The organism is Amycolatopsis sp. NPDC003731, from assembly GCF_053586895.1.
In genome coordinates this window covers 17,408-38,302 of sequence record NZ_JBSFNC010000092.1, presented here as the reverse complement: position 1 = coordinate 38,302, position 20,895 = coordinate 17,408, and the positions used below count along the sequence as shown (strand labels likewise).

The window sequence follows — 20,895 nt, the reverse complement described above, 5'->3', positions numbered from 1 at the left end:
GCGCGCGTTGGCGTCGACGGCTTGGGCGACTTCGTGCACGTGCCCGACCGTCGGCATCCCCGAACCGATGTCCAGGAATTGCCGGATGCCCTGGTCCATCCCGAACCGGATGGCCCGGCGCAGCCACTGCCGGTTGAGCCGGGCCCGCTCACGCGCGTTCGGCTGCGCGGCCAGCACCTGCTCGGCGAACATCCGGTCGACGGCGTAGTTGAGCTGCCCGCCGAGGATGTAGTCGTACACGCGCGCGGCGTTGGGCTTGTCGAGGTCGATGCCCCGCCGCGCGTACTCGTCTTCGCTCATCCGCCGCTCCCCGGAAGTCAGGTGTGCCGCGAGAATAGCCGCTCAGTTCCTGCGGGCCACCAGGGCCAGCTGACTGGCCTCCTCCGGGTGCGCGCCGACTTCGGCGGGGTCGTCCGGCCGCCACTCCGGCGTGAACACGATCCCCGGCGGCAGGATCTCGAAGCCGCCGACCAAGGCGCGCAGCTCCTCCCGCGACCGCGCGAAGACGTCCGTGACGCTCTTCTGGTACAGCTCCGCCGCGCGACGGACCTCCTCGCCCTGCCCTTCGAACGTGCCGGACGACAACGCCAGGTAACTCCCCGGCGCGAGCGCGTCCCGGTAGGCCGCGATCAACCCCGCCGGATCCCGGGAGTCCGGGACGAAGTGGATGAACGCCGCCATGATCAGCATCACCGGCTCGGTGAAGTCCAGCAGCCGCTCGGTCGTCGGGTGCCCGAGGACGTCGGCCGGGATCTCCGCGTCCGCCTGCACCATCTCCGCGTTGGCGTTGTCCTGCAGGACGATCTCGCTGTGCGCGACGGCGATCGGCTCGTTGTCGACGTACACCACCCGGGACGCCGGGTCGATCGACTGCGCGACCTCGTGCACGTGCCCGACCGTCGGCATGCCCGAACCGACGTCCAGGAACTGGCGGATCCCCTGCGAAGCACCGAAACGCACCGCGCGGCGCAGCCACCGCCGGTTGAGCAGGGCCAGTTTCCTGGACTCCGGCCGCACCTGGAGGATCCGCTCGGCGAACTCCCGGTCGATCGCGTAGTTGAGCTTGCCGCCGATCAGGTAGTCGTACACGCGCGCCGCGTTGGGCTTGTCGACGTCGATGCCGCGCGGCGCGTGGTCGCCGGCCATCACCGCTCCTTGCGGCCCACCAGCGCGAGGCCGCCCGACTGCTCCGGCGGGTCTTCGAGCGGGCCGTCCGGACGCCATTCCGGCGTGAACACGATCCCCGGCGGCAGGATCTCGAAGCCCTTCACCAGCGCCCGCAGTTCGTCGGGTGACCGCAGGGTCAGCGGCGTGCCGCTCTTCTCGTACAGCGCGACCGAGCGCTGGGACTCTTCGCCCTGCCCCTCCCAGGTGCCCGACGACAGCGCGAGGTAGCTGCCCGGCGCGAGGACGTCGCGGTAGGTGCCGATCAGCCCGGCTGGGTCCCGCGAGTCCGGGATGAAGTGCACGAACGCCGCCATGATCACCATCACCGGCTCGCCGAAGTCCAGCAGCTCCTCGGTGACCGGGTGCTCCAGCACCTCGTCCGGGCGCTCGGCGTCGGCCTGGACCATGGCGGCGTTCTCGTTGCCCTCCAGCACGATCTCGCTGTGCGCGACGGCGATCGGCTCGTTGTCGACGTAGACCACCCGCGACTTCGGGTCGATCGCCTGGACGACCTCGTGCACGTGCCCGACCGTCGGCATCCCCGAACCGATGTCCAGGAACTGCCGGATGCCCTGCTCGGCGCCGAACCGCACGGCGCGGCGCAGCCAGGCCCGGTTGGTCAGCGCCATGTGCTGCGCGTTCGGCAGCACGCTCAGGACGCGGTCGGCGAACATCCGGTCGACGGCGTAGTTGAGCTTGCCGCCGATCATGTAGTCGTACACGCGCGCGGCGTTCGGTCTTTCGAGGTCGATGCCCCGCTTCGCGTGTTCGTCGTCGCTCATCCGCCGCTCCCGGGTCGAAGGTGTGACGGGAGAATAGTCCGGTTCACAGCAGTGGCGGCACCGCGGCGTCGATGAGGTGCGGGCCGGGCTCGGCGAAGGCCCGCTGGAGCTGTTCGGCGAGCTCTTCGGCGGTGGTCGCCCGGGTCGCGGGCACGCCCATGCCCTCCGCGATCTTCACGAAGTCCATGTCCGGCCGGGAAAGATCGAGCAGGTCGTTCGCCTTCGGGCCGCCCGAGGCCGCGCCGACGCGCTGCAGCTCCAGCCGCAGGATCGCGTACGCGCGGTTGTTGAGCAGCACCGTCGTGACGTTCAAGTTCTCCCGGGCCTGCGTCCACAGCGCCGAAATCGTGTACAGCGCACTGCCGTCGGACTGCAGGTTCAGCACCGGCCGGTCCGGCGCCGCGACGGCCGCCCCGGTGGCCACCGGCATGCCGTACCCGATCGCGCCGCCGGTCAGCGTGAGGACGTCGTGCCGCGGCGCACCCGCCGTCGCCATCGGCAGCATCAGGCCGGACGTGTTGGCCTCGTCGGCGATGATCGCGTTCTCCGGCAGCAGCGCCCCGATCACCTCGACCCAGTTCTGCGGGGTCAGCGGCCCGCTGGGCAGCGTCGGCCGCGACTCGGGTGCCAGCGCGGGCTCGGTGTCCGCGGCGACCAGCTCGGCGACCTCGTTCAGCGCGCGCGTGACGTCCTGCCCGACCGACGCCAGCGTGTGCACCTGGGCGCCTTCGGGCACCAGGTCGCTGGCCTTGCCCGGGTAGGCGAAGAACGACACCGGCGCCTTCGTGCCCGCGACGACGACGTGCTTGATCCCGTCGAGCTGGTAGGCGACCTGCTCGGCGAGGTAGCCGAGCCGCTCGATCGCGGGCAGCCCGGCGCCGCGCTCCAGCCGCGCCGGGAACGTCTCGACGAACACCTTCGCGCCGGTCGCGGCGCCGATGCGGCTGGCGGCGCGCAGGCCTTCCTCGCGGCACGCGCCGCCGCCGACGAGCAGGGCCACCGGCTCGCCGGTGCCGAACACCGCGGCGACGTCCTTGACGGTCGTCGCGTCGACGGCCTGCGGCACGCGCGGCGGGATCGGCGCGCAGGTCTCGCCGCCCTCGCCCCACGAAGCGTCCGCGGGCAGGATCAGCGTGGCGACCCGGCCGGGCGCGTCCTGCGCGGCGGCGACCGCGGCGGCGGCGTCCGCACCGACGTCCTTCGTGTGCTCCGAGCGGCGCACCCAGCCTTCCAGCGAGCCCGCGACGGCCTCGATGTCCGACTCCAGGGGCGCGTCGTACTGCTTGTGGTAGGTCGCGTGGTCGCCGACGACGTTGACGATCGGCGTGTGCGCGCGCCGCGCGTTGTGCAGGTTCGCCAGGCCGTTGCCCAGGCCGGGGCCCAGGTGCAGCAGCGTCGCGGCGGGCTTGTCCGCGATCCGGGCGTACCCGTCGGCCGCACCGGTGACGACGCCTTCGAACAGGGCGAGCACGCCCCGCATCTCGGGGACGGAGTCGAGCGCGGCGACGAAGTGCATCTCCGACGTGCCCGGGTTCGCGAAGCACACCTCGACGCCGGCGTCGACCAGCGTGCGGATCAGGGACTGGGCGCCGTTCAGCTCACTCATGCGGTTCCTTCGGGGAAGAGCACGCCGGGGTTGAGGATCCCGGCGGGGTCGAAGCTCTGCTTGATCCGGCGCATCAGCTCGATCTTCGCCGGGTCTTCGAGTTCGGAGTGGTAGGGGGCCTTGGTGCGGCCGAGGCCGTGCTCGCCGGAGATCGCGCCGCCGAGTTCCATGGCGTAGGCGAAGATGTCGGTGAGCAGCTGCTTCCGCTTGGCGTCGTCCTTGCAGAAGATGCCGAGGTGGACGTTGCCGTCGCCGGCGTGCCCGCAGCCGAGCGCGCCGCCACCGGCGGCCATCGCCAGTTCACGCGCCTTCGAGATGAACTGCGGCATCGCGGTGCGCGGCACGACGACGTCGATCACGTCGTCGGCGCCGGCCGCCTTCGCGGTCCAGAACGCCTTCTCCCGGGCTTCGATGAGCTTGCGGGCTGCGTTGCCTTCGAGGACGTAGACGTCGGTGGCGCCCAGCTCGCTCAGCAGCTCGCCGACGGTCTCGACGTCTTCATCGAGACGCCCGGTCTCGCGGTTTTCCAGCGCCACCACGAGGTACGCCTCGCTCGTCTCGCGGATCTTGTCCGGGACACCCAGCTCGAGCTTCTCGTTGTAGACGATGGCCGCCATCGTCAGGTTGTCGATGTACTCGAGGATGTGCGGCGCGAGGCCGCTGGAGAGGATCTCCGGCACGGCGGCCATCACCTGGCCGAAGTCGCCGAAGGGGGCGAGCACGGTGGCGCCGTGGGCCAGCCGCGGGTGCAGCTTGACGGTGATCTCGGTGGCCAGCGCGAGGGTGCCCTCGGAGCCGATGATCAGCTGCGTGAGGTCGTAGCCGGTGGAGATCTTCGACGTCTTGCCGCCGGTCCGGATGATCTCGCCGGTCGGCAGCACGGCCTGCAGGCCGAGCACGTTGTTGCGGGTGACGCCGTACTTGACCGCGCGCATCCCGCCGGCGTTGGTGCCGACGTTCCCGCCGACGCTCGCGCTGAGCTCACCGGGGTAGACGGTGTAGCCGAGCCCGGCTTCGGCGGTCTTGGCGTCGAGTTCGGCGAGGGTGACGCCGGGCTGGACGACGGCGACGTGGTTCCCGGTGTCGACTTCGAGGACGGCGTTCATCCGCTCGAAGGAGATCAGCAGCCCGTCCGCCTGCGGCCGGGCCGCCCCGGACAGCCCGCTGCCGGAGCCGCGGGCCGTCACGGGGACGTTGTGTTCCGAAGCGGCCTTCAGCAGCTCCGCGACTTCTTCTGCCGTTGCCGGCTTCGCGACGTACGCAGGCTTCTGCGGTTCCGCCGTCAGCGCTTCGTCGTGCGCGTAGTCCTCCGAGATCGCCTCGCCCGTCAGCAGATTTCCGTCCCCGACGATCTCGGCCAGGCGTGCCGCCACGTCGCCCATCGGCAGTTTCTCCTCCGCGCCGTCGCTGTGGTTACCGCAGCGTAGTACGTACCGGCGGTACGTCGCCATGAAGGTTTTTCACGTTCTTGCGCGGAGGAGGTTCGCCGGTCAGTTCGCCGTGGTCAGCGCGTCCTGGAGCAGGGTCAGCGCCTGCCGCGCGACGACGTTGAACAGGCCCATGGTCGTGTCCGGCCGGGCGAACACCACAAGCAGGATCGGCCCCTGCACGGGGAAGACGCAGACGTGACCGAGCGAGCCCTGGAACATCGCGCCCCGGGCCTCGCCCAGGCCGGCCTGTCCGATGAACCTCGTGGCCAGCCCGACCGCGGCGGCGGACATGGCCGCCACGCTGTCGTCTTCGATCTCCCGGGTGTCGCTGGCCAGCAGCAGGCCGTCCCGGCTGGCCACCAGGAGCCCGGTGATGTTGGCCCGGTCGACCCGGTCGCGGATCTCGTCGAGGGCCTTGGCCGCGGCCTTGGCGTCGGGGTGGGCCTCCCGGGGTCCCTTCTGGACGGGGAAGGCCGGGGTCGCCCCGAGCTTGCGCGTGGGCAGCGGCACCGGGGTGCCGGGTACTTCGGCCGGCATCCCCGTCACACGACCAGCTCGGCTTCGATGTTCTTGAGGTAGTGCCGCGCCAGCGCGAGGTTGGCCCGCTCGCGGTCCAGGACGAGGTACAGGAACAGCGCGGAGTCGTGCTTGGCCGGCTTGAGCAGGCGGATCAGGTGGTACTGGCGGCCGAGGGTGATGAGGATGTCCTCGATCTCGTCGTTGAGCCGCAGCGCGGAGATCACGCGCAGCTTGGAGCGGACGACCTCGGTGTTGCCCGCGGCCGCGGTGTCGAGGTCGAGCCAGTCGCCGCCGCCCAGTGTCCCGAGCGCCATCCCGCTCTCGTAGTCGACCAGGGCGGCCCCCACCGCGCCGGTGATGGAAAGGGCTTCCTTCAAGGCTGTTTCGATGTTCATCCGGCTCGTCTTCTCCTTGTCCTGACGCCCTTGACACGCCGACCCCAGTGGTCAGGTTCGATCACCCTAGGGTTGCCTGACACGTCAGCATATCCCCGAATGGAGTAATCGAATTACTCTGTTCGCGCTACCATTTCACGCAGAGTAGGGGGTGTCGGTTTAGCTCAGACTAAATCTCTGGTGGGTGACGGGACCGGCGGCGAAGCTTCCGGCATGACCACGACGTACACCTTCGAAGACGGCCTTTCCGTGCACCGCCTGGGTTTCGGCGCGATGCGGCTCACCGAGTGGGACCACGTGCGCGACGGCGCCGCCGCGGTCGCGCGCCGCGCGGCCGACCTCGGCGTGACGTTCTTCGACACCGCCGACGCCTACGACCTCGGCCTGAACGAGGAGCTGCTCGCCGACGCGCTCCACCCGTACCCGGGGCTGCTCATCGCGACGAAGTGCGGGCACGCCCGCCCGAGCCGCGGCGAGTGGGTCCCGCTCGGCCGGCCCGAATACCTCCGGCAGCAGGCGGAACTTTCGTTGCGGCGCCTGCGTGTCGACCGGCTCGAGCTGCTGCAGCTGCACCGGGTGGACCCGCAAGTGCCGCTGGCCGACCAGATCGGCGCGCTCGCCCGGCTGCGGGACGAGGGCAAGGTCGCCCGGATCGGACTGTCCGAAGTGACCGTCGCGCAGCTGACCGAGGCGCAGGCGATCGCGCCGATCGCGAGCGTCCAGAACCGCTATAACCTGACCGACCGCGCGTCCGACGACGTCCTCGAACACTGCGAGCGCAACGGGATCGCGTTCGTCCCGTGGCTCCCGATCGCCAGCGGCGGCCACGCCACGGCGGAAGGCGTGCTGGGCAAGGTGGCGGCCGGCGTCGGCGCGACCCCCGCTCAGGTGTCCCTCGCCTGGCTGCTGCGCCGTTCGCCGGTGGTGATCCCGATCCCGGGGACGTCGTCGATCGCGCACCTGGAGGAAAACTGCGCCGCGGCGGAAGTCGTGCTCTCCGACGCCGAGTTCGCGCAGCTGGGCTGAACGCCGGCCCGGCCGCGGGAAGGACCGCGGCCGGGCCGGGGGATCAGGCGCGGGCGAACGAGAGCGTTTCTCCCTCGACACCCCGCAGCCACAGGTCCTGCGCGGCCGCCGCCATCTCGGCCAGGCCCTCCTCGATCGTGGCGAACACGTTGCCGGGCACCCAGCCCGCGTCACCGTTGATCAGCAGGTTGTTGCGGCCGTAGAAGATCGCCAGGTCGGTCGCGCCCTGGTCGCTGTGCGCCTCGCTGCCTTCGTCGTAGCCGTACGCCGGATTGCCGATTTCCCAGGCCTCGAAACCGAAGTACACGACGTCGCCGGGGATCGGCGTGATCGTCGGGTTCTCCCGGCCCGGCTTGGGTTCGGCGAACGGCGGCACGAGCGTGTAGACCTCGTTGCGCGCGTACTTGGCGTGGTAGGCGGATCCGCTCTGCGGCAACGCGTCCCAGACCGCCTTACAGGTCCGCGGTGCCTCGTCGTCGAGCAGCCGGGCCCGGCACGAGACGCCGCGCTTGTCGAGGGTGATCGTGATGTACCGGGCCATGCTCAGCTCCCCGTGACCGAAGCGACGACGTCTCCCCAGATCCGCAGCGCGTCGTCGACCTGCTCGGCGGTGACGACCAGCGGCGGCACCATCCGGACGACGTTCATGTACGGCCCGCAGGTGAGCAGCAGCAGCCCGTTCTTCGCGGCCGCCTGCTGCGCGGCCTGCGCGGTGGCCGTGTCCGGTTCGCCGTCGGCGGTGGTGAACTCCGAGCCGACCAGCAGCCCGAGCCCGCGCACCTCGCCGATCGACGGCGTCTTGTCCGCGATCACCCGCGCGCCTTCGAGGAGCTGGCGGCCGCGCTCGGCGGCGTTCTCGACGAGGTTCTCCTGCTGGATGACCTCGAGCGTCGCGATCGCCGCGGCGCACGAAACGGCGTTGCCGCCGTACGTCCCGCCCTGCGAGCCCGGGAACGCCTTCGCCATCAGCTCCTGCGAAGCGGCGATGCCGGACAGCGGGAAGCCGCTCGCCAGGCCCTTCGCGATGAGGACGATGTCGGGGGAGACGTCGAAGTGGTCGTGGCCCCAGAACTTCCCGGTGCGGCCGAAGCCGGTCTGGATCTCGTCGACGACCAGCAGGATGCCGTGCCGGTCCGCGCGTTCGCGCAGCCCGGCCAGGAACTCGGTGTTCGCCGGGACGTACCCGCCCTCGCCGAGCACCGGCTCGACGAACATCGCGGCGGTCTCGTTCGGCGCGCTGACCGTCTGGAAGAGGTAGTCCAGCTCGCGCAGCGCGAACTTCGTCGCCGTCTGCTCGTCCCAGCCGTAGTGGTAGGCGTACGGGAACGGCGCGACGTGCACGCCGGCCATCAGCGGGCCGATGCCGGCGCTGAACCGCGTCCCGGACGTCGTCATGGTCGCCGCGGCGACCGTCCGGCCGTGGAAACCGCCCTGGAAGACGATGACGTTCGGGCGTTTCGTCGCCTGCCGCGAGAGCCGCAACGCCGCTTCGACGGCTTCGCTGCCGGAGTTCGCGTAGAAGAGCGAGTCGAGCCCGCTCGGGAGGACCCCGCCGAGGCGTTCGGTCAGCTCGAGGAGCGGCTTGTGCATCACCGTCGTGTACTGGCCGTGGACGAGCTTGCCGATCTGCTCCTGCGCGGCCCGCACGACGTGGGGGTGGCAGTGCCCGGTGCTCGTGACGCCGATGCCGGCGGTGAAGTCCAGGTGGCGTTTGCCGTCGACGTCGTAGAGGTAAACCCCTTCACCGTGGTCGACCACGACGGGCGTTGCCTGCTTGAGCAGCGGAGAGAGCTGGGCCACAGCGTGCTCCTCGGTCGGTTCGAGCGGGTTGTCGATTGTTGACAATATCCATAGCATGGCCCTCGGGACAACACGTGAGGAGCAGGTCGGCATGAGCGCGAGCACCGAGACCGGCGTCGTCGAGGCGGTCGGCAAGGAACTGTTCATCGGCGGCAAGTGGGTCGCCGCGCAGGACGGGAAGACGTTCCCGGTGGTCGACCCGGCCACCGGCAAGGAGCTGTGCCACGTCGCCGACGCCTCGCCGTCGGACGGCGTCGCGGCGCTCGACGCCGCCGTCGCGGCCCAGGCCGATTTCGCGAAGATGGCGCCCCGGGAACGCGGCGAGATCCTGCGCCGCGCCTACGAGTTGCTGATGCAGCGCCAGGAGGAACTGGCGCTGCTGATGACCCTGGAGATGGGCAAGCCGCTCGCCGAGTCGAAGGGCGAGATCGCCTACGCCGCCGAGTTCTTCCGCTGGTTCGCCGAGGAGGCCGTCCGCATCGACGGCGGCTACGCGACCGCCCCGAACGGCGCCGGCCGGTTCCTGATCACCAAGCAGCCGGTGGGACCGACGCTGCTGATCACGCCGTGGAACTTCCCGATGGCGATGGGCACGCGCAAGATCGGCCCGGCGATCGCCGCGGGCTGCACGTCGGTGATCAAGCCGGCCGCGCAGACGCCGCTGTCGATGCTCGCGCTGGCCGGCATCCTCGCCGAGGCGGGCCTGCCCGAAGGCGTGCTCAACGTCGTCACGACCAGCGACTCCGGCGGCGTGATGGAGCCGCTGATCCGCGACGGCCGTGCCCGCAAGCTCTCCTTCACCGGCTCCACCGGGGTCGGCCGCAAACTGCTGGAACAGTGCGCCGACAAGGTCCTGCGGACGTCGATGGAGCTGGGCGGCAACGCGCCCTTCCTGGTCTTCGACGACGCGGACATGGACGCCGCCATCGACGGCGCGATGCAGGCGAAGATGCGCAACATCGGCGAGGCGTGCACCGCGGCGAACCGGTTCTACGTGCAGCGCGGCGTGGTCGACGAGTTCGCGCGGCGGCTGACCGAACGCATGCAGGCGCTGCCGATGGGCCGCGGTACCGAGAAGGACGTCGTGGTCGGCCCGCTGATCGACGACAAGGCCGTCGAGAAGGTGACGGAGCTGGTCAAGGACGCCACCGACCGCGGCGCCCGGGTCCTCACCGGCGGCTCGGGCGTCGACGGGCCCGGCCACTTCTACCAGGCCACCGTGCTCACCGACGTCCCGCAGGAGGCGCGGCTGACGCACGAGGAGATCTTCGGGCCGGTCGCCCCGATCACGCCGTTCGACACCGAAGAAGAGGCCGTCGCGAAGGCGAACGACACCGAGTTCGGCCTGGTTTCCTACGTCTTCACCAGCGACCTCAAGCGCGCGCTGCGGGTCTCGGAAGCCCTGGAGGCCGGGATGATCGGGCTCAACCAGGGGATCGTGTCGAACCCGGCGGCGCCGTTCGGCGGGATCAAGCAGTCCGGGCTCGGCCGCGAGGGCGGCTCGGTCGGCATCGACGAGTTCCTCGAGACCAAGTACATCGCGGTGGCCCTGTGACGGCCTACCGCCTGGCGAGCATCCCGGGCGACGGGATCGGCGTGGACGTCACGGTCGAGGCCCGCAAGGTCCTCGACCGGGCTTCCGCTCTGTTCGATTTTTCCTTGGAGTGGACCGAGTTCGACTGGAGCTGCGAGCGGTACGCCCGGGTCGGCGCGATGATGCCGGAGGACGGCGTCGCGCAGCTCTCGGCGTTCGACGGGATCCTGCTCGGCGCGGTCGGCTTCCCCGGCGTCCCGGACCACGTTTCGCTGTGGGGCCTGCTGATCCCGCTGCGGCGGGCGTTCCAGCAGTACGTCAACCTGCGCCCGGTGCGGCTGCTGCCGGGGACGACGTCCGTGCTGGCCGGGCGGAAGGCCGAGGAACTGGAGCTGGTCATCGTCCGGGAGAACTCCGAAGGGGAGTACTCGGCGGTCGGCGGCCGGCACAACGCCGGGCGGCCGGACGAGTTCGTGCTGCAGGAGTCGGTTTTCACGCGGGTCGGCGTCACGCGGATCATCCGGTACGCGTTCGAACTGGCCCGGACGCGGTCGGCGCGGGTCTGCTCGGCGACGAAGTCGAACGGGCTGATCCACTCGATGCCGTTCTGGGACGAGATCTTCGCCGAGGTCGCGGCGGAGTTCCCGGACGTACACAGTGAACAGATGCACGTGGACGCGCTGGCCGCGCGGATGGTGCAGGCGCCGGACCGGCTCGACATCGTGGTGGCGTCGAACCTCTTCGGTGACATCCTGAGCGACCTCGCGGCCGCGATCACCGGTGGCCTCGGCATGGCTCCGTCCGGAAACATCAACCCATCGGGTGAATTCCCGTCGATGTTCGAGGCGGTCCACGGGAGCGCCCCGGACATCGCGGGACAGGGGATCGCCAACCCCGTGGCGCAGATCCTGGCGGCCGCGATGCTGGTCGAACACCTGGGCGAAACCGTTGCGGCGCAAGCGATCCGCGCCGCGGTGGACCGGGTGCTCGACGAGGGCCGGGTGCGCACGCCCGACCTCGGCGGCACGGATACCACAGAACGGCTCGGCACGGCGGTGGCCGAAGCGCTGGGCTGAGTTTTGTCGGTGCCCTCCGGCACGGTGGACCACGAGCCCACCGAGGGGGAGGAGTCACCGATGTGCTTCGAGTGCGAGAACCCGGACAGATCCGGTTACCTGGAACGGCTTCGCGGCGGCGTGGCCGACCGGGGCTGGCTGGTGCAGGGAGTGGAGAGAGCGGGGCCGTACCCGCCGTGGGCCTACACGATCGGCCTGAGCGGGTACGGCTTGCCGGAGCTGGTCGTCACCGGCCTGCCGATGCTCGCCGCCGGCGCCCTGCTGAACGCCCTGGCGTCCCACACCCTGTACGGCCCGCCTTTCGCGGCGGGCGACCACATCCCACTGCGCGACGGCCCGCTGATCGAGGTCGTCTCGCTCGCCGAGCCGTCGGCCCACCTGGTGTTCGCGGCGGCGCTGTACGGCCCGGAAATCCGCGCGCTGCAACTGGTCCACGCGGACACCCAGGGCCGCTTCCCCTGGTCCCCCGACTACCGCGACGGCCGCGCCGGCCAGCCCGTTCTGGGGCCCCGCCATGCGAACTAACCCCATCCCCCCGACACCCGAGTCCCGCCCCGGATCACGCGTGTCGTCCACCCAGGTACGCGAGTCGTCCACCCAGGTACGCGTGTCGTCCATCCAGGTACGCGTGTCGACCCTTCAATCACACGTGTCGACTCTCCAATCACGCGTGTCGACTCTCCAATCACGCGTGTCGGCTCTGCGATCACGCGTTTCCCGGCACCGGCGGAGCTTCCCCGTCCCGCAGACTCGTGCCCGGCGCCAGCCGTTGCACCGCGTCCTCCATGTGGGCCTCGAGCAACGTCAGCGCCGTCTCCTCGTCGCCGTCGCGCAGGGCCTGGATCAGCTTCGTGTGCTCCTCCACCCGCTCCTCGACCCGCTGGTACGTGCTCTGCAACGCCGTCAGGCACATCCGCGTCTCGATCAGCAGCGTCCGGGCCATCCGCACGAGCCGCTTGCTGCCGGAGGCGTTGATCAGGGCTTCGTGGAACTTCAGGTCCGCCGTGGAGAGCGCGGTGGGGTCGTCCTCGCTCGCCGCCGTCGCCATCTCGGTGACGGTCTGCTCGAGCACGTCCGCGATCCGGTCGCGGTCGCCGCCGCGCAGGGCGCGCAGCATGGCCGCCCGCTCGATCGCGGATCGGGCCGCGTAGATGTCGTAGACGTCGCCCGGCTCGAGGTCGATGACGAACAGCCCGCGGTGCCGTTCGCTCCGCAGCAGTCCTTCGGACACCAGGTGCTGCATGGCTTCCCGGAGCGGCCCCCGTGACACCTGGAACCGCGCGGCCAGCTCGGTCTCGCCGAGCTGGGTCCCGGGCGGGAGAGCGCCCGTCATGATCGCGTCACGCAGCTGGCGCGCGATCACGGCGGCCGTCGACTCGCGGCTCACCGGCTCGATCTCGGGCAGCATGCCCGGTGGCAGGGCCATCTCAGGCGCCCCCGTCCGGCAGGTGCCGGAAGAGCGCGCCGAGCGAGCGGACGAGCCGGTGCTGCCCGGTCAGGCGCAGGCCCTCCCAGACCGTGACCTGGTTGGCGGTCAGCACGGGCTTGCGGAGCGCGGCCTCCACGGCGTTGATCTCGCCGAGGGTGCGCATGGCGGTGTCCGGCACGAGCACCGCTTCGGCGTCCGGGTGGTCGTGGCCGACGGCGAGCTCGACGACGGCCTCCGGAGTCATCGCGCCCACCTCGGCCGCCGTGATGATGTCCGCGCTGGCCATCGAGACGACCTCGATGCCGCCGGCCTTGAGGAAGTCGGCGAACAGCCGGGCGATGTCGTCCGGGTAGCTGGCGGCGACGGCGACCCGTCGAACGCCCAAAGCGCGCGCGGCGTGCACGAACGCGAAGGAGGTGCTGGAGGCCGGGACGCCGGCGACGGCGGCGAGGCGGTCGGCCTGGTCACGGGCGCCGTCCCAGCCGTAGACGAAGCTGCCGCTTGTGCAGGCCCAGATGACGGCGGCGGGCTCGTGCTTGGCGAGGAGGGCGGCGCCGTCGGCGAGGCGGGCCTCGCTGCCGAGGTCGAGCAACTCGGCCACCGCGTGCTTGTCGGTGCCGTAGATGTGCTCGACGGCCAGGCGGATGTCGCCCTCGTCGACGGCCATGCCGCCGAGCAGCTGCTCGGCCAGCGGGTAGTCGTCTTCGGCCGCGTGGTCGGGGTAGATGAAACCGATGGTGGTCACGGAACCTCCGGAGGGGACGCAAATTGTCGACAATCCTAGAGGGGAGGTCAAGGAATACCCTTCACGACACGTCACGAAGCCACCTCCCGGGTCCGACGATGGGGAGGTTCATCCGGCGCAGGCACGCCCACATCGTCAGCTGGTTGGCGGTGAGCACCGGTTTGCCGAGCGCGGCTTCCAGGGGTTCGATCAGGTCGTAGGTGGGGAGGTTGGTGCAGCTGACGAAGATCGCTTCGGCGTCGCCGTGGTCGGCGGCGAGGATGCGCTCGGCGATGGTCCGGTAGCTGACCTTCCAGATGCCGCCGCCCAGGCCGAGGTGGTCGCTGGCGACGGTCGTGACGTCCAGTTCGGCGAGGAAGTCGTGCAGGGCGCGGGTCAGGTCGGCGTCGTACGGCGTGAGCACCGAGACGCGGTGGAGGTCGAGCTGGTGCAGCACTTCGGCCAGTGCGCCCGAGGTGGTGACGGCGTCCGGCGCGCCGGCGTCGCAGATCGCCTTGGTCAGCGAGCGTTCGTAGTCGACGCCGTTGACGAAGCTGCCCGACGTGCAGAGGTAGGCGACGACCTCGGGCTCGACGTGCAGCACGTCGCGGGTCGCGCTCGCCAGGTGGTGGCTGTCGCTGACCAGGCGGGCCATCTCCATGCTGACCGGCACGGGCTCGTACGGCGTGCGGGCGAGGTGGAGGGACACCTCCATCGGCACCCAGCGCCAGAGCTCGCGCTCCAGCGCGAGGTCGAAGGGGGCGATGACCCCGATGCCGCGTTGCGCCAGCGGGCCGTCGAACGCCAGGAAGTCGAAATCCAAGGCTCAGCCTCCGGAATACGTCTGTGCTTGACACGTCCGGTGCTCCGGGGGTCGTTCCTCGGATTGTTGACAATCATACGAGTCACTTTTACCGTGTCAACGTGATCGCCTCGGAACACCGGGAAGCCCCCGTCCTGGCAGTGCTCTGCGGCGAGTCCCGCCCACCGGACATGCGTGCTGTCGAATCCGGGGCGGTCGTGCGTTACACGGACGCGGCGGGTCTTGCGGAAGCGTTGTCCGGAGCGGACGCCCTCTTCGTCTACGACTTCCTGTCGACGGCCGTCCCGCAAGCGTGGCACGCGGCCGACCGGCTGCGCTGGCTGCACATCGCCAGCGCCGGGGTCGACCCCGTGCTGTTCCCTGGGCTGCGCGAGAGCGACGTCGTCCTGACGAACTCGCGGGGTGTCTTCGACGACGCCATCGCGGAGTACGTGCTGGGCGTCGTCCTCGCCTTCGCGAAGGACTTCGCGCGCTCGCACGACCTGCAGCGCGAAGGCCGCTGGCTGCACCGCGAGACCGAGCGCATCGCCGGGCGGGAGGTGCTGGTCGTCGGCACCGGGCCGATCGGCCGGGCCATCGCGCGGCTGCTGCGCGCGGCCGGGATGCGGGTGAGCGGCGCCGGGCGCCGTGAGCGCACCGGCGACCCGGACTTCGGCGTCGTGCACGAGTCCGCGCGGCTCACCGAAATCCTGCCGAACGCCGACTACGTCGTCGCGGTCGCGCCGCTGACCGAGCACACGAAGGGCATGTTCGACGCGCGGGCGTTCGCCGCGATGAAGCCGTCGGCGCGGTTCGTCAACGTGGGCCGGGGAGAGCTGGTCGTCCCGTCCGACCTGGTCGCCGCGCTCGAAAACAAGACCATCGCCGGGGCCGCGCTCGACGTCTTCGACACCGAGCCGCTGCCGGCCGAGAGCCCGCTGTGGACAATGCCGGACGTGCTGATCTCGCCGCACATGTCCGGCGACTTCATCGGCTGGCGGAACACGCTGGTCGAGGTGTTCACCGAGAACTTCCGCCGCTGGCGCGCCGGGGAGCCGCTGCGCAATGTCGTCGACAAGACGCTCGGTTACGTGCCGTCGGAGAACCAGGGGAACCAGGGAGCCGGATGAACGACAGGATGCTGACCGCCAGCGAGCTCGTCGCCGCCTACGCGACCGGCGAGCTCTCGCCGGTCGAGGCGACGCAGAACGCGTTGCAGGCCATCGAAGCCCGGGACGGCGAGTGCAACGCCTACTGCCTCGTCGACGCCGACCGGGCGCTGGAGCAGGCCAAGGCGGCCGAAGTCCGCTGGCGGGACGGCAACCCGATCGGGTGGCTCGACGGCGTGCCGGCGTCGATCAAGGACATGTTCCTCACCCAGGGCTGGCCGACCGTCCGGGGCTCGAAGAGCATCGACCCGGACCAGCCGTGGGACGTCGACAGCCCGGTCGCCGCGCGGATGCGCGAGGCCGGCCTGGTCTTGCTCGGCAAGACGACCACGCCCGAGATCGGCTGGAAGGGCGTCACCGACAGCCCGCTGAACGGCATCACGCGCAACCCGGCCGACCCGTCGAAGACGGCGGGCGGGTCGAGCGGCGGCAGTGCCGTGGCCGTCGCGGCCGGCATGGGCGAACTGTCGGTCGGCACCGACGGCGGTGGCTCGGTGCGGATCCCGGCGTCGTTCTGCGGCATCGTCGGGCTGAAGCCGACCCACGGCCGGATCGCGCTCTACCCGGCGAGCCCGTTCGGCCCGCTCTCGCACGCCGGCCCGATGGCGCGCTCGGTCGACGACACCGCGCTGCTGCTGGACGTGCTTTCGCTGCCCGACCACCGTGACCCGGCCGCGCTGGCGCCGCCGGTGGGGTCGTTCCGGGAGGCCGTCCGGCGGGACGTGCGCGGCCTGATCGCCGCGTTCTCGCCGACACTCGGCTACGTCGACGTCGACCCGGAGGTGGCCGCGATCGTCGCCGAGGCGGTCCGCTCGCTGGGGGACGCCGGCCTGCACATCGAGGAGACCGACCCCGGGTTCGCCGATCCGAAGCCGGCGTTCGACGTCCTCTGGTCGTCCGGCGCGGCGAAGCTGCTGGACTCGTTCCCGCCCGGGTCCGAGCAGCGGACCGACCCCGGTCTGCGCCGGGTCTGGGAGCTCGGCCGGAAGTGGACGGCGAGCGACTACCTCGACGCCACCGCCGAGCGTGCCGCGCTCGGTATCCGGATGGGCGAGTTCCACACGCGCTACGACGTGCTGATCACGCCGACCCTCCCGATCGCCGCGTTCGAGGCGGGGCACGACGTGCCGCCGGGCAGCGGGCTGAGCGAGTGGCCGGAGTGGACGCCGTTCACGTACCCGTTCAACATGACCCAGCAGCCGGCGATCAGCGTGCCGGCCGGGCGGACGTCGGCGGGGCTGCCGGTCGGCCTGCAGATCGTCGGGCCCCGGCACTCGGACGACCTGGTGCTGGCCGTGGCGAAGCTGCTGGAGGAAGTGCGGCCCTGGGCGCCCTGACCACACGTGAGGGTGAAACCCGGACCGGCGCGGGGAAAGCTGTGCCACTGTCGGCCGGGTGAACGCTCAAGGCTGGTGGTACGAACGAGCCATCCCGACCGTCGACGTCACCGGCGAGCCGACGCGGGTGGTCGTCGGCCTGATCGAACAGGGCGACCGGCTGGCCGCAGCACTGCGGGTGGACGACGGAAAGGCGGCCCTCGTCCCGCTGGAAACCGGCGGCGAGCTGCTGAAGGCGCTGCGCGAGACGTTGGAGAACTGGTGGCGCCTCGACGGCCACCGCGACCTGACGTCCGGACCGCGCGTGGGCCGGTAGAACGGCGCGCGGGCCGCCCTGTCCTGCGGGTTTCGGCGAAGTCGTGTCGTTGCTTCGACCACTCACCCTCTACGGGATCCCTGTCTGATCAGCAAACGACTTCGCCGGAGCGTTGCCTCGGGAGAGTGAGTTCCGGCGAGGTCGGTGCTGGGTGGTGGAGGCGGGGCTGCTGGTCTCTGCCCTGGAGGTGCTGTTCACTTGGGCGGTTCCGGGTGTGCCCACCACCCCGAAGCCGGGATTGTGACTACGGCCGGTGGTACCGCGTCAAGGCGGGAAAGCGTGCCTTGACCCGGCACCACCGGCCGTGTTTTGGCTTCGGATCGGGGTGGCTGGGGTGGTCTGGGTGGGGTGCCGGTTTGGGCGTCCGCGTGCCTTTCCGGTCGGTGGGACAGCTGAGCCGGGCGCGGTGGCCGGGGCCCGGTGGCCGGAACGCGGTGGCCGGGGCGCGGTGGCCGGGGCGCGGTGGCCGGGGCGCGGTGGCCGGGGCGCGGTGGCCGGGGCGCGGCCCGCCCTATCCCGGGGGTTGGCCCCCAGGCCAGTCTATCGGCGGGGCGCGACAATCCTGGCTTTTCGATGGCTCGGAGCCGGAGTTGTCCACATGCGGCCGCACCTGGGGACAACTCTCACGGCCGGCCGGGAGTCAAGTCTGCGCCGGGGCCCGGGCGCCTGTCGGAACCCAGGTCCGCGCCGGAATCCGGACTCGAGCCGGAGCCCGGACTCAAGCCGGAACCCGGACCCACGCCGAGCTCGCCGAGGCGGCGTCGGCCGGGCTCCGTGATTCGCAGGGTCCTTCCGCCCGGCCGGCGGCGCACCCAGCCGGTGCCGAGCATGGCCTTCAGCAGGGCCGTTCCCAGCTCGCCGGCCAAATGGACGCTTCCGTGAGACCAATCCAGGCACGCCCGGACCGCCGGGCCGGTGCCCGGCAGCCCGCCGATGCCGAGGGCCGCCAGCAGCGGGTGGTCGAAAGTGCGCAGCGAGGCCGTCTCGCCCGGTGTCAGGTCTCCGACCACTTCGTCCTTGCGCAGCGCCGCCGCCACGTCTACGCCCAGTTGCCCGGCCACGTGGCCGTAACACGCCCGGGCCCGCAGCAGTGGGCCGGCCGGCGGGTCGGGCTGAAGCCGCGAAGGCAGCCGTGGTGGGGCGATCGCCGCCAGGGCCTCCACGAGCTGGGCCATCTCTGGGCCCGCTAGCCGGTGCAAGCGCTGGCGGCCCGCGTCGGTCACCTGGATCAGGCCCGCCTCGCCCAGCCGGCGCAGGTGGGAACTCGCCGTGGACGGGGCGACTCCGGCCGCCGATGCCAGGGCTCGGGCGGTGTGGGCGCCGCCGTCCATCAGCAGGAGGAGCATGGCCGCCCTGGCCGGCTCGCCGATGGCCCGGGCCACTGATGCGATGCCGGGCATCGCGCCAGCCTAACCGGAGAACAGTTCGCTCCGGATCGAACGACTTGTGTGGCACCCTGCGGCCGTGATGGATCGCTATTTCGAGGACTACGTGCCGGGCGTCACCTACGACTGCGGGAGCGTCGCGGTGACCGAAGCCGAGATCGTCGAGTTCGCCCGGCGCTACGACCCGCAGGACTTCCACGTCGACCCGGCCGCGGCCGCCGCCGGTCCGTTCGGCGGGCTGATCGCCAGCGGCTGGCACACCGCGAGCCTGATGATGCGGTTGTACACCGAACAGTACCTGTCCACTGTGTCCAGTCTGGGTAGCCCGGGGGTGGACGAGCTGCGCTGGCCTCGCCCGGTGCGGCCGGGCGCCGTGCTGCGGCTGCGGGCCACCGTGACCGAAGCACGGCGGTCCCGTTCGAAACCCGACCGGGGGCTGGTGCGCACGCGCGTCGAGTTCGTCGACACGGGCGATGAGGTCGTGTTCAGTGCGAACCTGCTGAACTTCATTCTGGTGCGACCGGGCTGACCGGCGCCCGGCGGACGAGCCCCCGCACCTGCGAACTGCACAGCACGAGCGCGGTGGCGCCGACGACCAGGGCCGCGCCACCCAGCAGCGTCGCCGACCGGCCGGCGTGTTCGGCGAGCGGGCCCACGCTGATCTGGCCGAGCGGCATCGCGATGCACGAGCCGAGCATGTCGTAGGAGTAGACGCGGGCGAGCTTGTCCGGCGGGATGTTCTCCTGCAGCGACACGTCCCAGGCGACGGAGAACTGTTCGATCGCGATGCCGGAGAGGAACATCGCGGCCAGCAGCGGCAGCAGGTACGGCGTCTGCCCGAGGACCAGCATCGGCAGCGCGTCGACCAAGACCAGCGCGACGCCGGCGAACAGCATCCGCCGCGGTTGCCAGTGGGCGGCGAGGATGCCGCCGAGCAGCGACCCGGCGGTCTGCACGGCCAGCGCGAAGCCCCAGCCGGTGCGGCCGAAGGTGTCGTCGGCGACGAGCGGGCCGATCACCAGCAGCGCGCCCGCGGTCACGGCGTTGACGATCATGAACTGCAGCACCACCAGCCACACCCACGCCCGGGCGCGGAACTCCCGCCAGCCTTCGGCCAGCTCGGCGAGCGGACGGCTGCCGGGCACGCGTTCACCGCGCGGCAGCCGGATCCGCCGGTACGCCAGCGCGGCGGCGAGGAAGAGCAGGGAGTTCCCGGCGAGCGCCCACCCGGAACCGGCGAAGGCGACGAGCACGCCGGCCAGCCCGGCCCCGGCGATGCGGCCGGTGTTGGAGAGCAGGCGGACCAGGGCGTTCGCCTGGGTGAGCAGGGTGGACGGCACGGTCAACGGCGTGAGCGACGCGGCCGCGGGCAGGGAAATGGCCGAGACAGCCCCGTTGACGAGCCCGAGCCCGGCCAGCAACGGGATGGAGGCGAATCCACAGAGGACACTCGCGGCGATGGCGGCCTGCGTGAGCGCGGCGGCGGTTTCGGTGCCCTGCAGGATGACGGACCGCGGCAGCCGGTCGGCCAGCAGGCCGCCGAAGAGCAGCAGGAGAACGTTCGCGATCGACCGGGCCCCGACGACGATCCCGAGGTCGACGGCGGACCCGGTGAGATCCACCACGGCGAAGGCCAGGGCGAAGGGGGCGATGGCGTTCCCGAAGTCGGCCAGGCTCCGGCCGGTGACGAGGGCGCGGAACCGGGCTTCCCGCAGCGGGGCGAGCAGTGGGGCGCTCATGACAGGGGCTCCGAGGGGGCGGGTACGCGGGTTCGGGGCGGGGCGCTCACGGCAGGGGCTCCGAGGGGGCGGGGACGCGGGTTCGGCGCGGGGCGCTCACGACAGCGGCTCCGAGGGGGCGGGTACGCCGGTTGCGCGCGCTCACGACAGCGGCTCCAGCTCGAACAGCGCCACGCTCGCGCTGACCCTCACCGTCCCCGGGGTCCTCGGGGGCCGGGCTGCCGCGTGCAGTTCCTCGCTCAGCGCCGTCGCCTTCTCGAGCAGGCGGGCCCACAACTCCGGGTCCACCCACAGCTCCGCGTCCGTCAGGGACGCCGGACGCTCCGCCGCCCGGTCGGAAGAGCGCCTCAGCAGCTCGTTCGCGATCGCCTTCGTCAGGAGCTTCTCCTCGCCCGGCGAGCGGGTCGTCAAGCGCTTGCCCGAGTCCGGCTGGTGGCGGTAGCGCTTGGCGCGGCCGCCGCGGATGTGGACTTCCTCCGCCACCTCCAGCAGGCCCGCGTCGTGCAGCCGGCGGACGTGGTAGCTCACGTTCGCCTGCGTCTCGCCCAGCTCGCGGGCCGCCTCCGCCGCGCTCAGGGCCGTGCCCGTCAGCAGCGACAGGATGCGCAGGCGCAGCGGGTGGGCCAGCACCCGGAGGTGGTCGTGGGGCATGTCCCCAG

General features: G+C 71.3%; 23 protein-coding genes. 8 read left to right on the top strand and 15 right to left on the bottom strand.

Translation table 11 applies throughout. The annotated features are described in order from the left end of the window. The 7 genes from ACWDN5_RS30900 to ACWDN5_RS30870 form a co-directional block, all read right to left on the bottom strand. On the bottom strand, positions 1-300 hold a 300-nt coding region (locus ACWDN5_RS30900), incomplete at its 3' end, for an SAM-dependent methyltransferase (protein WP_449678752.1). Between the two features lie 42 nt (positions 301-342). Further along, a complete protein-coding gene (locus ACWDN5_RS30895; protein WP_449678751.1) occupies positions 343-1,146 on the bottom strand; it encodes an SAM-dependent methyltransferase in 804 nt (267 codons plus the stop codon). Continuing rightward, positions 1,146-1,949 carry an SAM-dependent methyltransferase gene (locus ACWDN5_RS30890; RefSeq protein ID WP_310973292.1) on the bottom strand — a complete coding sequence of 268 codons (804 nt, stop codon included), beginning with the start codon at positions 1,947-1,949 and terminating at the stop codon, positions 1,146-1,148. Before ACWDN5_RS30890 ends, ACWDN5_RS30895 begins: the two co-directional genes overlap by 1 nt. A 43-nt stretch (positions 1,950-1,992) precedes the next feature. Then, positions 1,993-3,555, bottom strand: a complete 1,563-nt coding sequence (locus tag ACWDN5_RS30885; protein ID WP_449678750.1) for an acetolactate synthase large subunit — start codon at positions 3,553-3,555, stop codon at positions 1,993-1,995. Next, positions 3,552-4,937 carry an FAD-binding oxidoreductase gene (locus ACWDN5_RS30880; RefSeq protein WP_449678754.1) on the bottom strand — a complete coding sequence of 462 codons (1,386 nt, stop codon included), beginning with the start codon at positions 4,935-4,937 and terminating at the stop codon, positions 3,552-3,554. The genes ACWDN5_RS30885 and ACWDN5_RS30880 overlap by 4 nt, the downstream gene beginning before the upstream one ends. Before the next feature lie 108 nt (positions 4,938-5,045). After that, positions 5,046-5,522 (bottom strand): roadblock/LC7 domain-containing protein, encoded by a 477-nt coding sequence (locus ACWDN5_RS30875; RefSeq protein WP_310973290.1) that lies wholly within the window; start codon positions 5,520-5,522, stop codon positions 5,046-5,048. 5 nt (positions 5,523-5,527) lie between these two features. Further along, complete coding sequence (locus tag ACWDN5_RS30870; RefSeq protein ID WP_310973289.1) at positions 5,528-5,899, bottom strand: hypothetical protein; 372 nt, start codon at positions 5,897-5,899, stop codon at positions 5,528-5,530. 213 nt (positions 5,900-6,112) lie between these two features. Between ACWDN5_RS30870 and ACWDN5_RS30865 the strand changes: the two genes are divergently transcribed. Continuing rightward, positions 6,113-6,925 carry an aldo/keto reductase gene (locus tag ACWDN5_RS30865; RefSeq protein ID WP_449678749.1) on the top strand — a complete coding sequence of 271 codons (813 nt, stop codon included), beginning with the start codon at positions 6,113-6,115 and terminating at the stop codon, positions 6,923-6,925. A gap of 43 nt (positions 6,926-6,968) precedes the next feature. Here the strand turns inward: ACWDN5_RS30865 and ACWDN5_RS30860 are convergent, their stop codons facing one another. Together ACWDN5_RS30860 and ACWDN5_RS30855 are read right to left on the bottom strand one after the other, a co-directional pair. Continuing rightward, positions 6,969-7,466 carry a DUF3830 family protein gene (locus tag ACWDN5_RS30860; protein ID WP_003079597.1) on the bottom strand — a complete coding sequence of 166 codons (498 nt, stop codon included), beginning with the start codon at positions 7,464-7,466 and terminating at the stop codon, positions 6,969-6,971. Between the two features lie 2 nt (positions 7,467-7,468). Then, positions 7,469-8,725: an aspartate aminotransferase family protein gene (locus tag ACWDN5_RS30855; protein ID WP_449678748.1), complete on the bottom strand. Its 1,257-nt coding sequence runs from the start codon at positions 8,723-8,725 to the stop codon at positions 7,469-7,471. 91 nt (positions 8,726-8,816) lie between these two features. Between ACWDN5_RS30855 and ACWDN5_RS30850 the strand changes: the two genes are divergently transcribed. The 3 genes from ACWDN5_RS30850 to ACWDN5_RS30840 are packed head-to-tail and all read left to right on the top strand — an operon-like array spanning position 8,817 to position 11,860. Beyond that, entirely contained in the window at positions 8,817-10,280 is a 1,464-nt protein-coding gene (locus ACWDN5_RS30850) for an NAD-dependent succinate-semialdehyde dehydrogenase (RefSeq protein WP_310973283.1), read from the top strand. Continuing rightward, a complete protein-coding gene (locus ACWDN5_RS30845; RefSeq protein ID WP_310973281.1) occupies positions 10,277-11,335 on the top strand; it encodes a tartrate dehydrogenase in 1,059 nt (352 codons plus the stop codon). Before ACWDN5_RS30850 ends, ACWDN5_RS30845 begins: the two co-directional genes overlap by 4 nt. 60 nt (positions 11,336-11,395) lie before the next feature. After that, positions 11,396-11,860, top strand: a complete 465-nt coding sequence (locus tag ACWDN5_RS30840) for a DUF4262 domain-containing protein (RefSeq protein WP_449678747.1) — start codon at positions 11,396-11,398, stop codon at positions 11,858-11,860. Positions 11,861-12,041: 181 nt separating this feature from the next. Here the strand turns inward: ACWDN5_RS30840 and ACWDN5_RS30835 are convergent, their stop codons facing one another. The 3 genes from ACWDN5_RS30835 to ACWDN5_RS30825 all read right to left on the bottom strand — a co-directional run bounded on the left by ACWDN5_RS30835 (position 12,042) and on the right by ACWDN5_RS30825 (position 14,311). Next, positions 12,042-12,761 (bottom strand): GntR family transcriptional regulator, encoded by a 720-nt coding sequence (locus ACWDN5_RS30835; protein WP_310973279.1) that lies wholly within the window; start codon positions 12,759-12,761, stop codon positions 12,042-12,044. Position 12,762: 1 nt separating this feature from the next. Then, positions 12,763-13,509 carry a maleate cis-trans isomerase family protein gene (locus ACWDN5_RS30830; RefSeq protein ID WP_310973277.1) on the bottom strand — a complete coding sequence of 249 codons (747 nt, stop codon included), beginning with the start codon at positions 13,507-13,509 and terminating at the stop codon, positions 12,763-12,765. 61 nt (positions 13,510-13,570) lie between these two features. Next, the gene (locus ACWDN5_RS30825; protein WP_310973276.1) at positions 13,571-14,311 is read right to left on the bottom strand and encodes a maleate cis-trans isomerase family protein; all 741 of its coding nucleotides are present in this window, start codon (positions 14,309-14,311) and stop codon (positions 13,571-13,573) included. A 101-nt stretch (positions 14,312-14,412) separates the two neighbouring features. Here ACWDN5_RS30825 and ACWDN5_RS30820 point away from each other — a divergent pair, with 101 nt between their 5' ends. Genes ACWDN5_RS30820 through ACWDN5_RS30810 form a run of 3 tightly spaced genes read left to right on the top strand, consistent with a single transcriptional unit; the run spans position 14,413 to position 17,112 of the window. Next, positions 14,413-15,420 (top strand): D-2-hydroxyacid dehydrogenase, encoded by a 1,008-nt coding sequence (locus ACWDN5_RS30820; RefSeq protein ID WP_449678746.1) that lies wholly within the window; start codon positions 14,413-14,415, stop codon positions 15,418-15,420. Beyond that, positions 15,417-16,796, top strand: a complete 1,380-nt coding sequence (locus ACWDN5_RS30815; RefSeq protein WP_449678745.1) for an amidase — start codon at positions 15,417-15,419, stop codon at positions 16,794-16,796. Before ACWDN5_RS30820 ends, ACWDN5_RS30815 begins: the two co-directional genes overlap by 4 nt. A 58-nt stretch (positions 16,797-16,854) precedes the next feature. Beyond that, a complete protein-coding gene (locus ACWDN5_RS30810) occupies positions 16,855-17,112 on the top strand; it encodes a hypothetical protein (protein ID WP_310973271.1) in 258 nt (85 codons plus the stop codon). A gap of 623 nt (positions 17,113-17,735) precedes the next feature. Here the strand turns inward: ACWDN5_RS30810 and ACWDN5_RS30805 are convergent. Then, the gene (locus ACWDN5_RS30805; RefSeq protein WP_449678744.1) at positions 17,736-18,512 is read right to left on the bottom strand and encodes an ArsR/SmtB family transcription factor; all 777 of its coding nucleotides are present in this window, start codon (positions 18,510-18,512) and stop codon (positions 17,736-17,738) included. Positions 18,513-18,579: 67 nt separating this feature from the next. Here ACWDN5_RS30805 and ACWDN5_RS30800 point away from each other — a divergent pair, with 67 nt between their 5' ends. Continuing rightward, entirely contained in the window at positions 18,580-19,026 is a 447-nt protein-coding gene (locus ACWDN5_RS30800) for a MaoC family dehydratase (protein WP_449678753.1), read from the top strand. Here ACWDN5_RS30800 and ACWDN5_RS30795 read toward each other — a convergent pair. Then, on the bottom strand, positions 19,004-20,236 hold the full coding sequence (locus tag ACWDN5_RS30795) for an MFS transporter (RefSeq protein WP_449678743.1): 1,233 nt from the start codon (positions 20,234-20,236) through the stop codon (positions 19,004-19,006). The two genes, ACWDN5_RS30800 and ACWDN5_RS30795, sit on opposite strands and share 23 nt — an antisense overlap. Positions 20,237-20,377: 141 nt before the next feature. Continuing rightward, entirely contained in the window at positions 20,378-20,887 is a 510-nt protein-coding gene (locus ACWDN5_RS30790) for an ArsR/SmtB family transcription factor (protein WP_310973267.1), read from the bottom strand. Positions 20,888-20,895 lie beyond the last annotated feature (8 nt).

Excerpts from the sequence above, each read along its gene's own strand:
- ACWDN5_RS30895 (WP_449678751.1), bottom strand. The coding sequence starts at position 1,146 with ATGGCCGGCGACCACGCGCCGCGCGGCATCGACGTCGACAAGCCCAAC.
- ACWDN5_RS30890 (WP_310973292.1), bottom strand. The coding sequence starts at position 1,949 with ATGAGCGACGACGAACACGCGAAGCGGGGCATCGACCTCGAAAGACCG.
- ACWDN5_RS30885 (WP_449678750.1), bottom strand. The coding sequence starts at position 3,555 with ATGAGTGAGCTGAACGGCGCCCAGTCCCTGATCCGCACGCTGGTCGAC.
- ACWDN5_RS30880 (WP_449678754.1), bottom strand. The coding sequence starts at position 4,937 with ATGGGCGACGTGGCGGCACGCCTGGCCGAGATCGTCGGGGACGGAAAT.
- ACWDN5_RS30875 (WP_310973290.1), bottom strand. The coding sequence starts at position 5,522 with ATGCCGGCCGAAGTACCCGGCACCCCGGTGCCGCTGCCCACGCGCAAG.
- ACWDN5_RS30870 (WP_310973289.1), bottom strand. The coding sequence starts at position 5,899 with ATGAACATCGAAACAGCCTTGAAGGAAGCCCTTTCCATCACCGGCGCG.
- ACWDN5_RS30865 (WP_449678749.1), top strand. The coding sequence starts at position 6,113 with ATGACCACGACGTACACCTTCGAAGACGGCCTTTCCGTGCACCGCCTG.
- ACWDN5_RS30860 (WP_003079597.1), bottom strand. The coding sequence starts at position 7,466 with ATGGCCCGGTACATCACGATCACCCTCGACAAGCGCGGCGTCTCGTGC.
- ACWDN5_RS30850 (WP_310973283.1), top strand. The coding sequence starts at position 8,817 with ATGAGCGCGAGCACCGAGACCGGCGTCGTCGAGGCGGTCGGCAAGGAA.
- ACWDN5_RS30840 (WP_449678747.1), top strand. The coding sequence starts at position 11,396 with ATGTGCTTCGAGTGCGAGAACCCGGACAGATCCGGTTACCTGGAACGG.
- ACWDN5_RS30835 (WP_310973279.1), bottom strand. The coding sequence starts at position 12,761 with ATGGCCCTGCCACCGGGCATGCTGCCCGAGATCGAGCCGGTGAGCCGC.
- ACWDN5_RS30815 (WP_449678745.1), top strand. The coding sequence starts at position 15,417 with ATGAACGACAGGATGCTGACCGCCAGCGAGCTCGTCGCCGCCTACGCG.
- ACWDN5_RS30805 (WP_449678744.1), bottom strand. The coding sequence starts at position 18,512 with ATGCCCGGCATCGCATCAGTGGCCCGGGCCATCGGCGAGCCGGCCAGG.
- ACWDN5_RS30800 (WP_449678753.1), top strand. The coding sequence starts at position 18,580 with ATGGATCGCTATTTCGAGGACTACGTGCCGGGCGTCACCTACGACTGC.
- ACWDN5_RS30795 (WP_449678743.1), bottom strand. The coding sequence starts at position 20,236 with ATGAGCGCCCCACTGCTCGCCCCGCTGCGGGAAGCCCGGTTCCGCGCC.
- ACWDN5_RS30790 (WP_310973267.1), bottom strand. The coding sequence starts at position 20,887 with ATGCCCCACGACCACCTCCGGGTGCTGGCCCACCCGCTGCGCCTGCGC.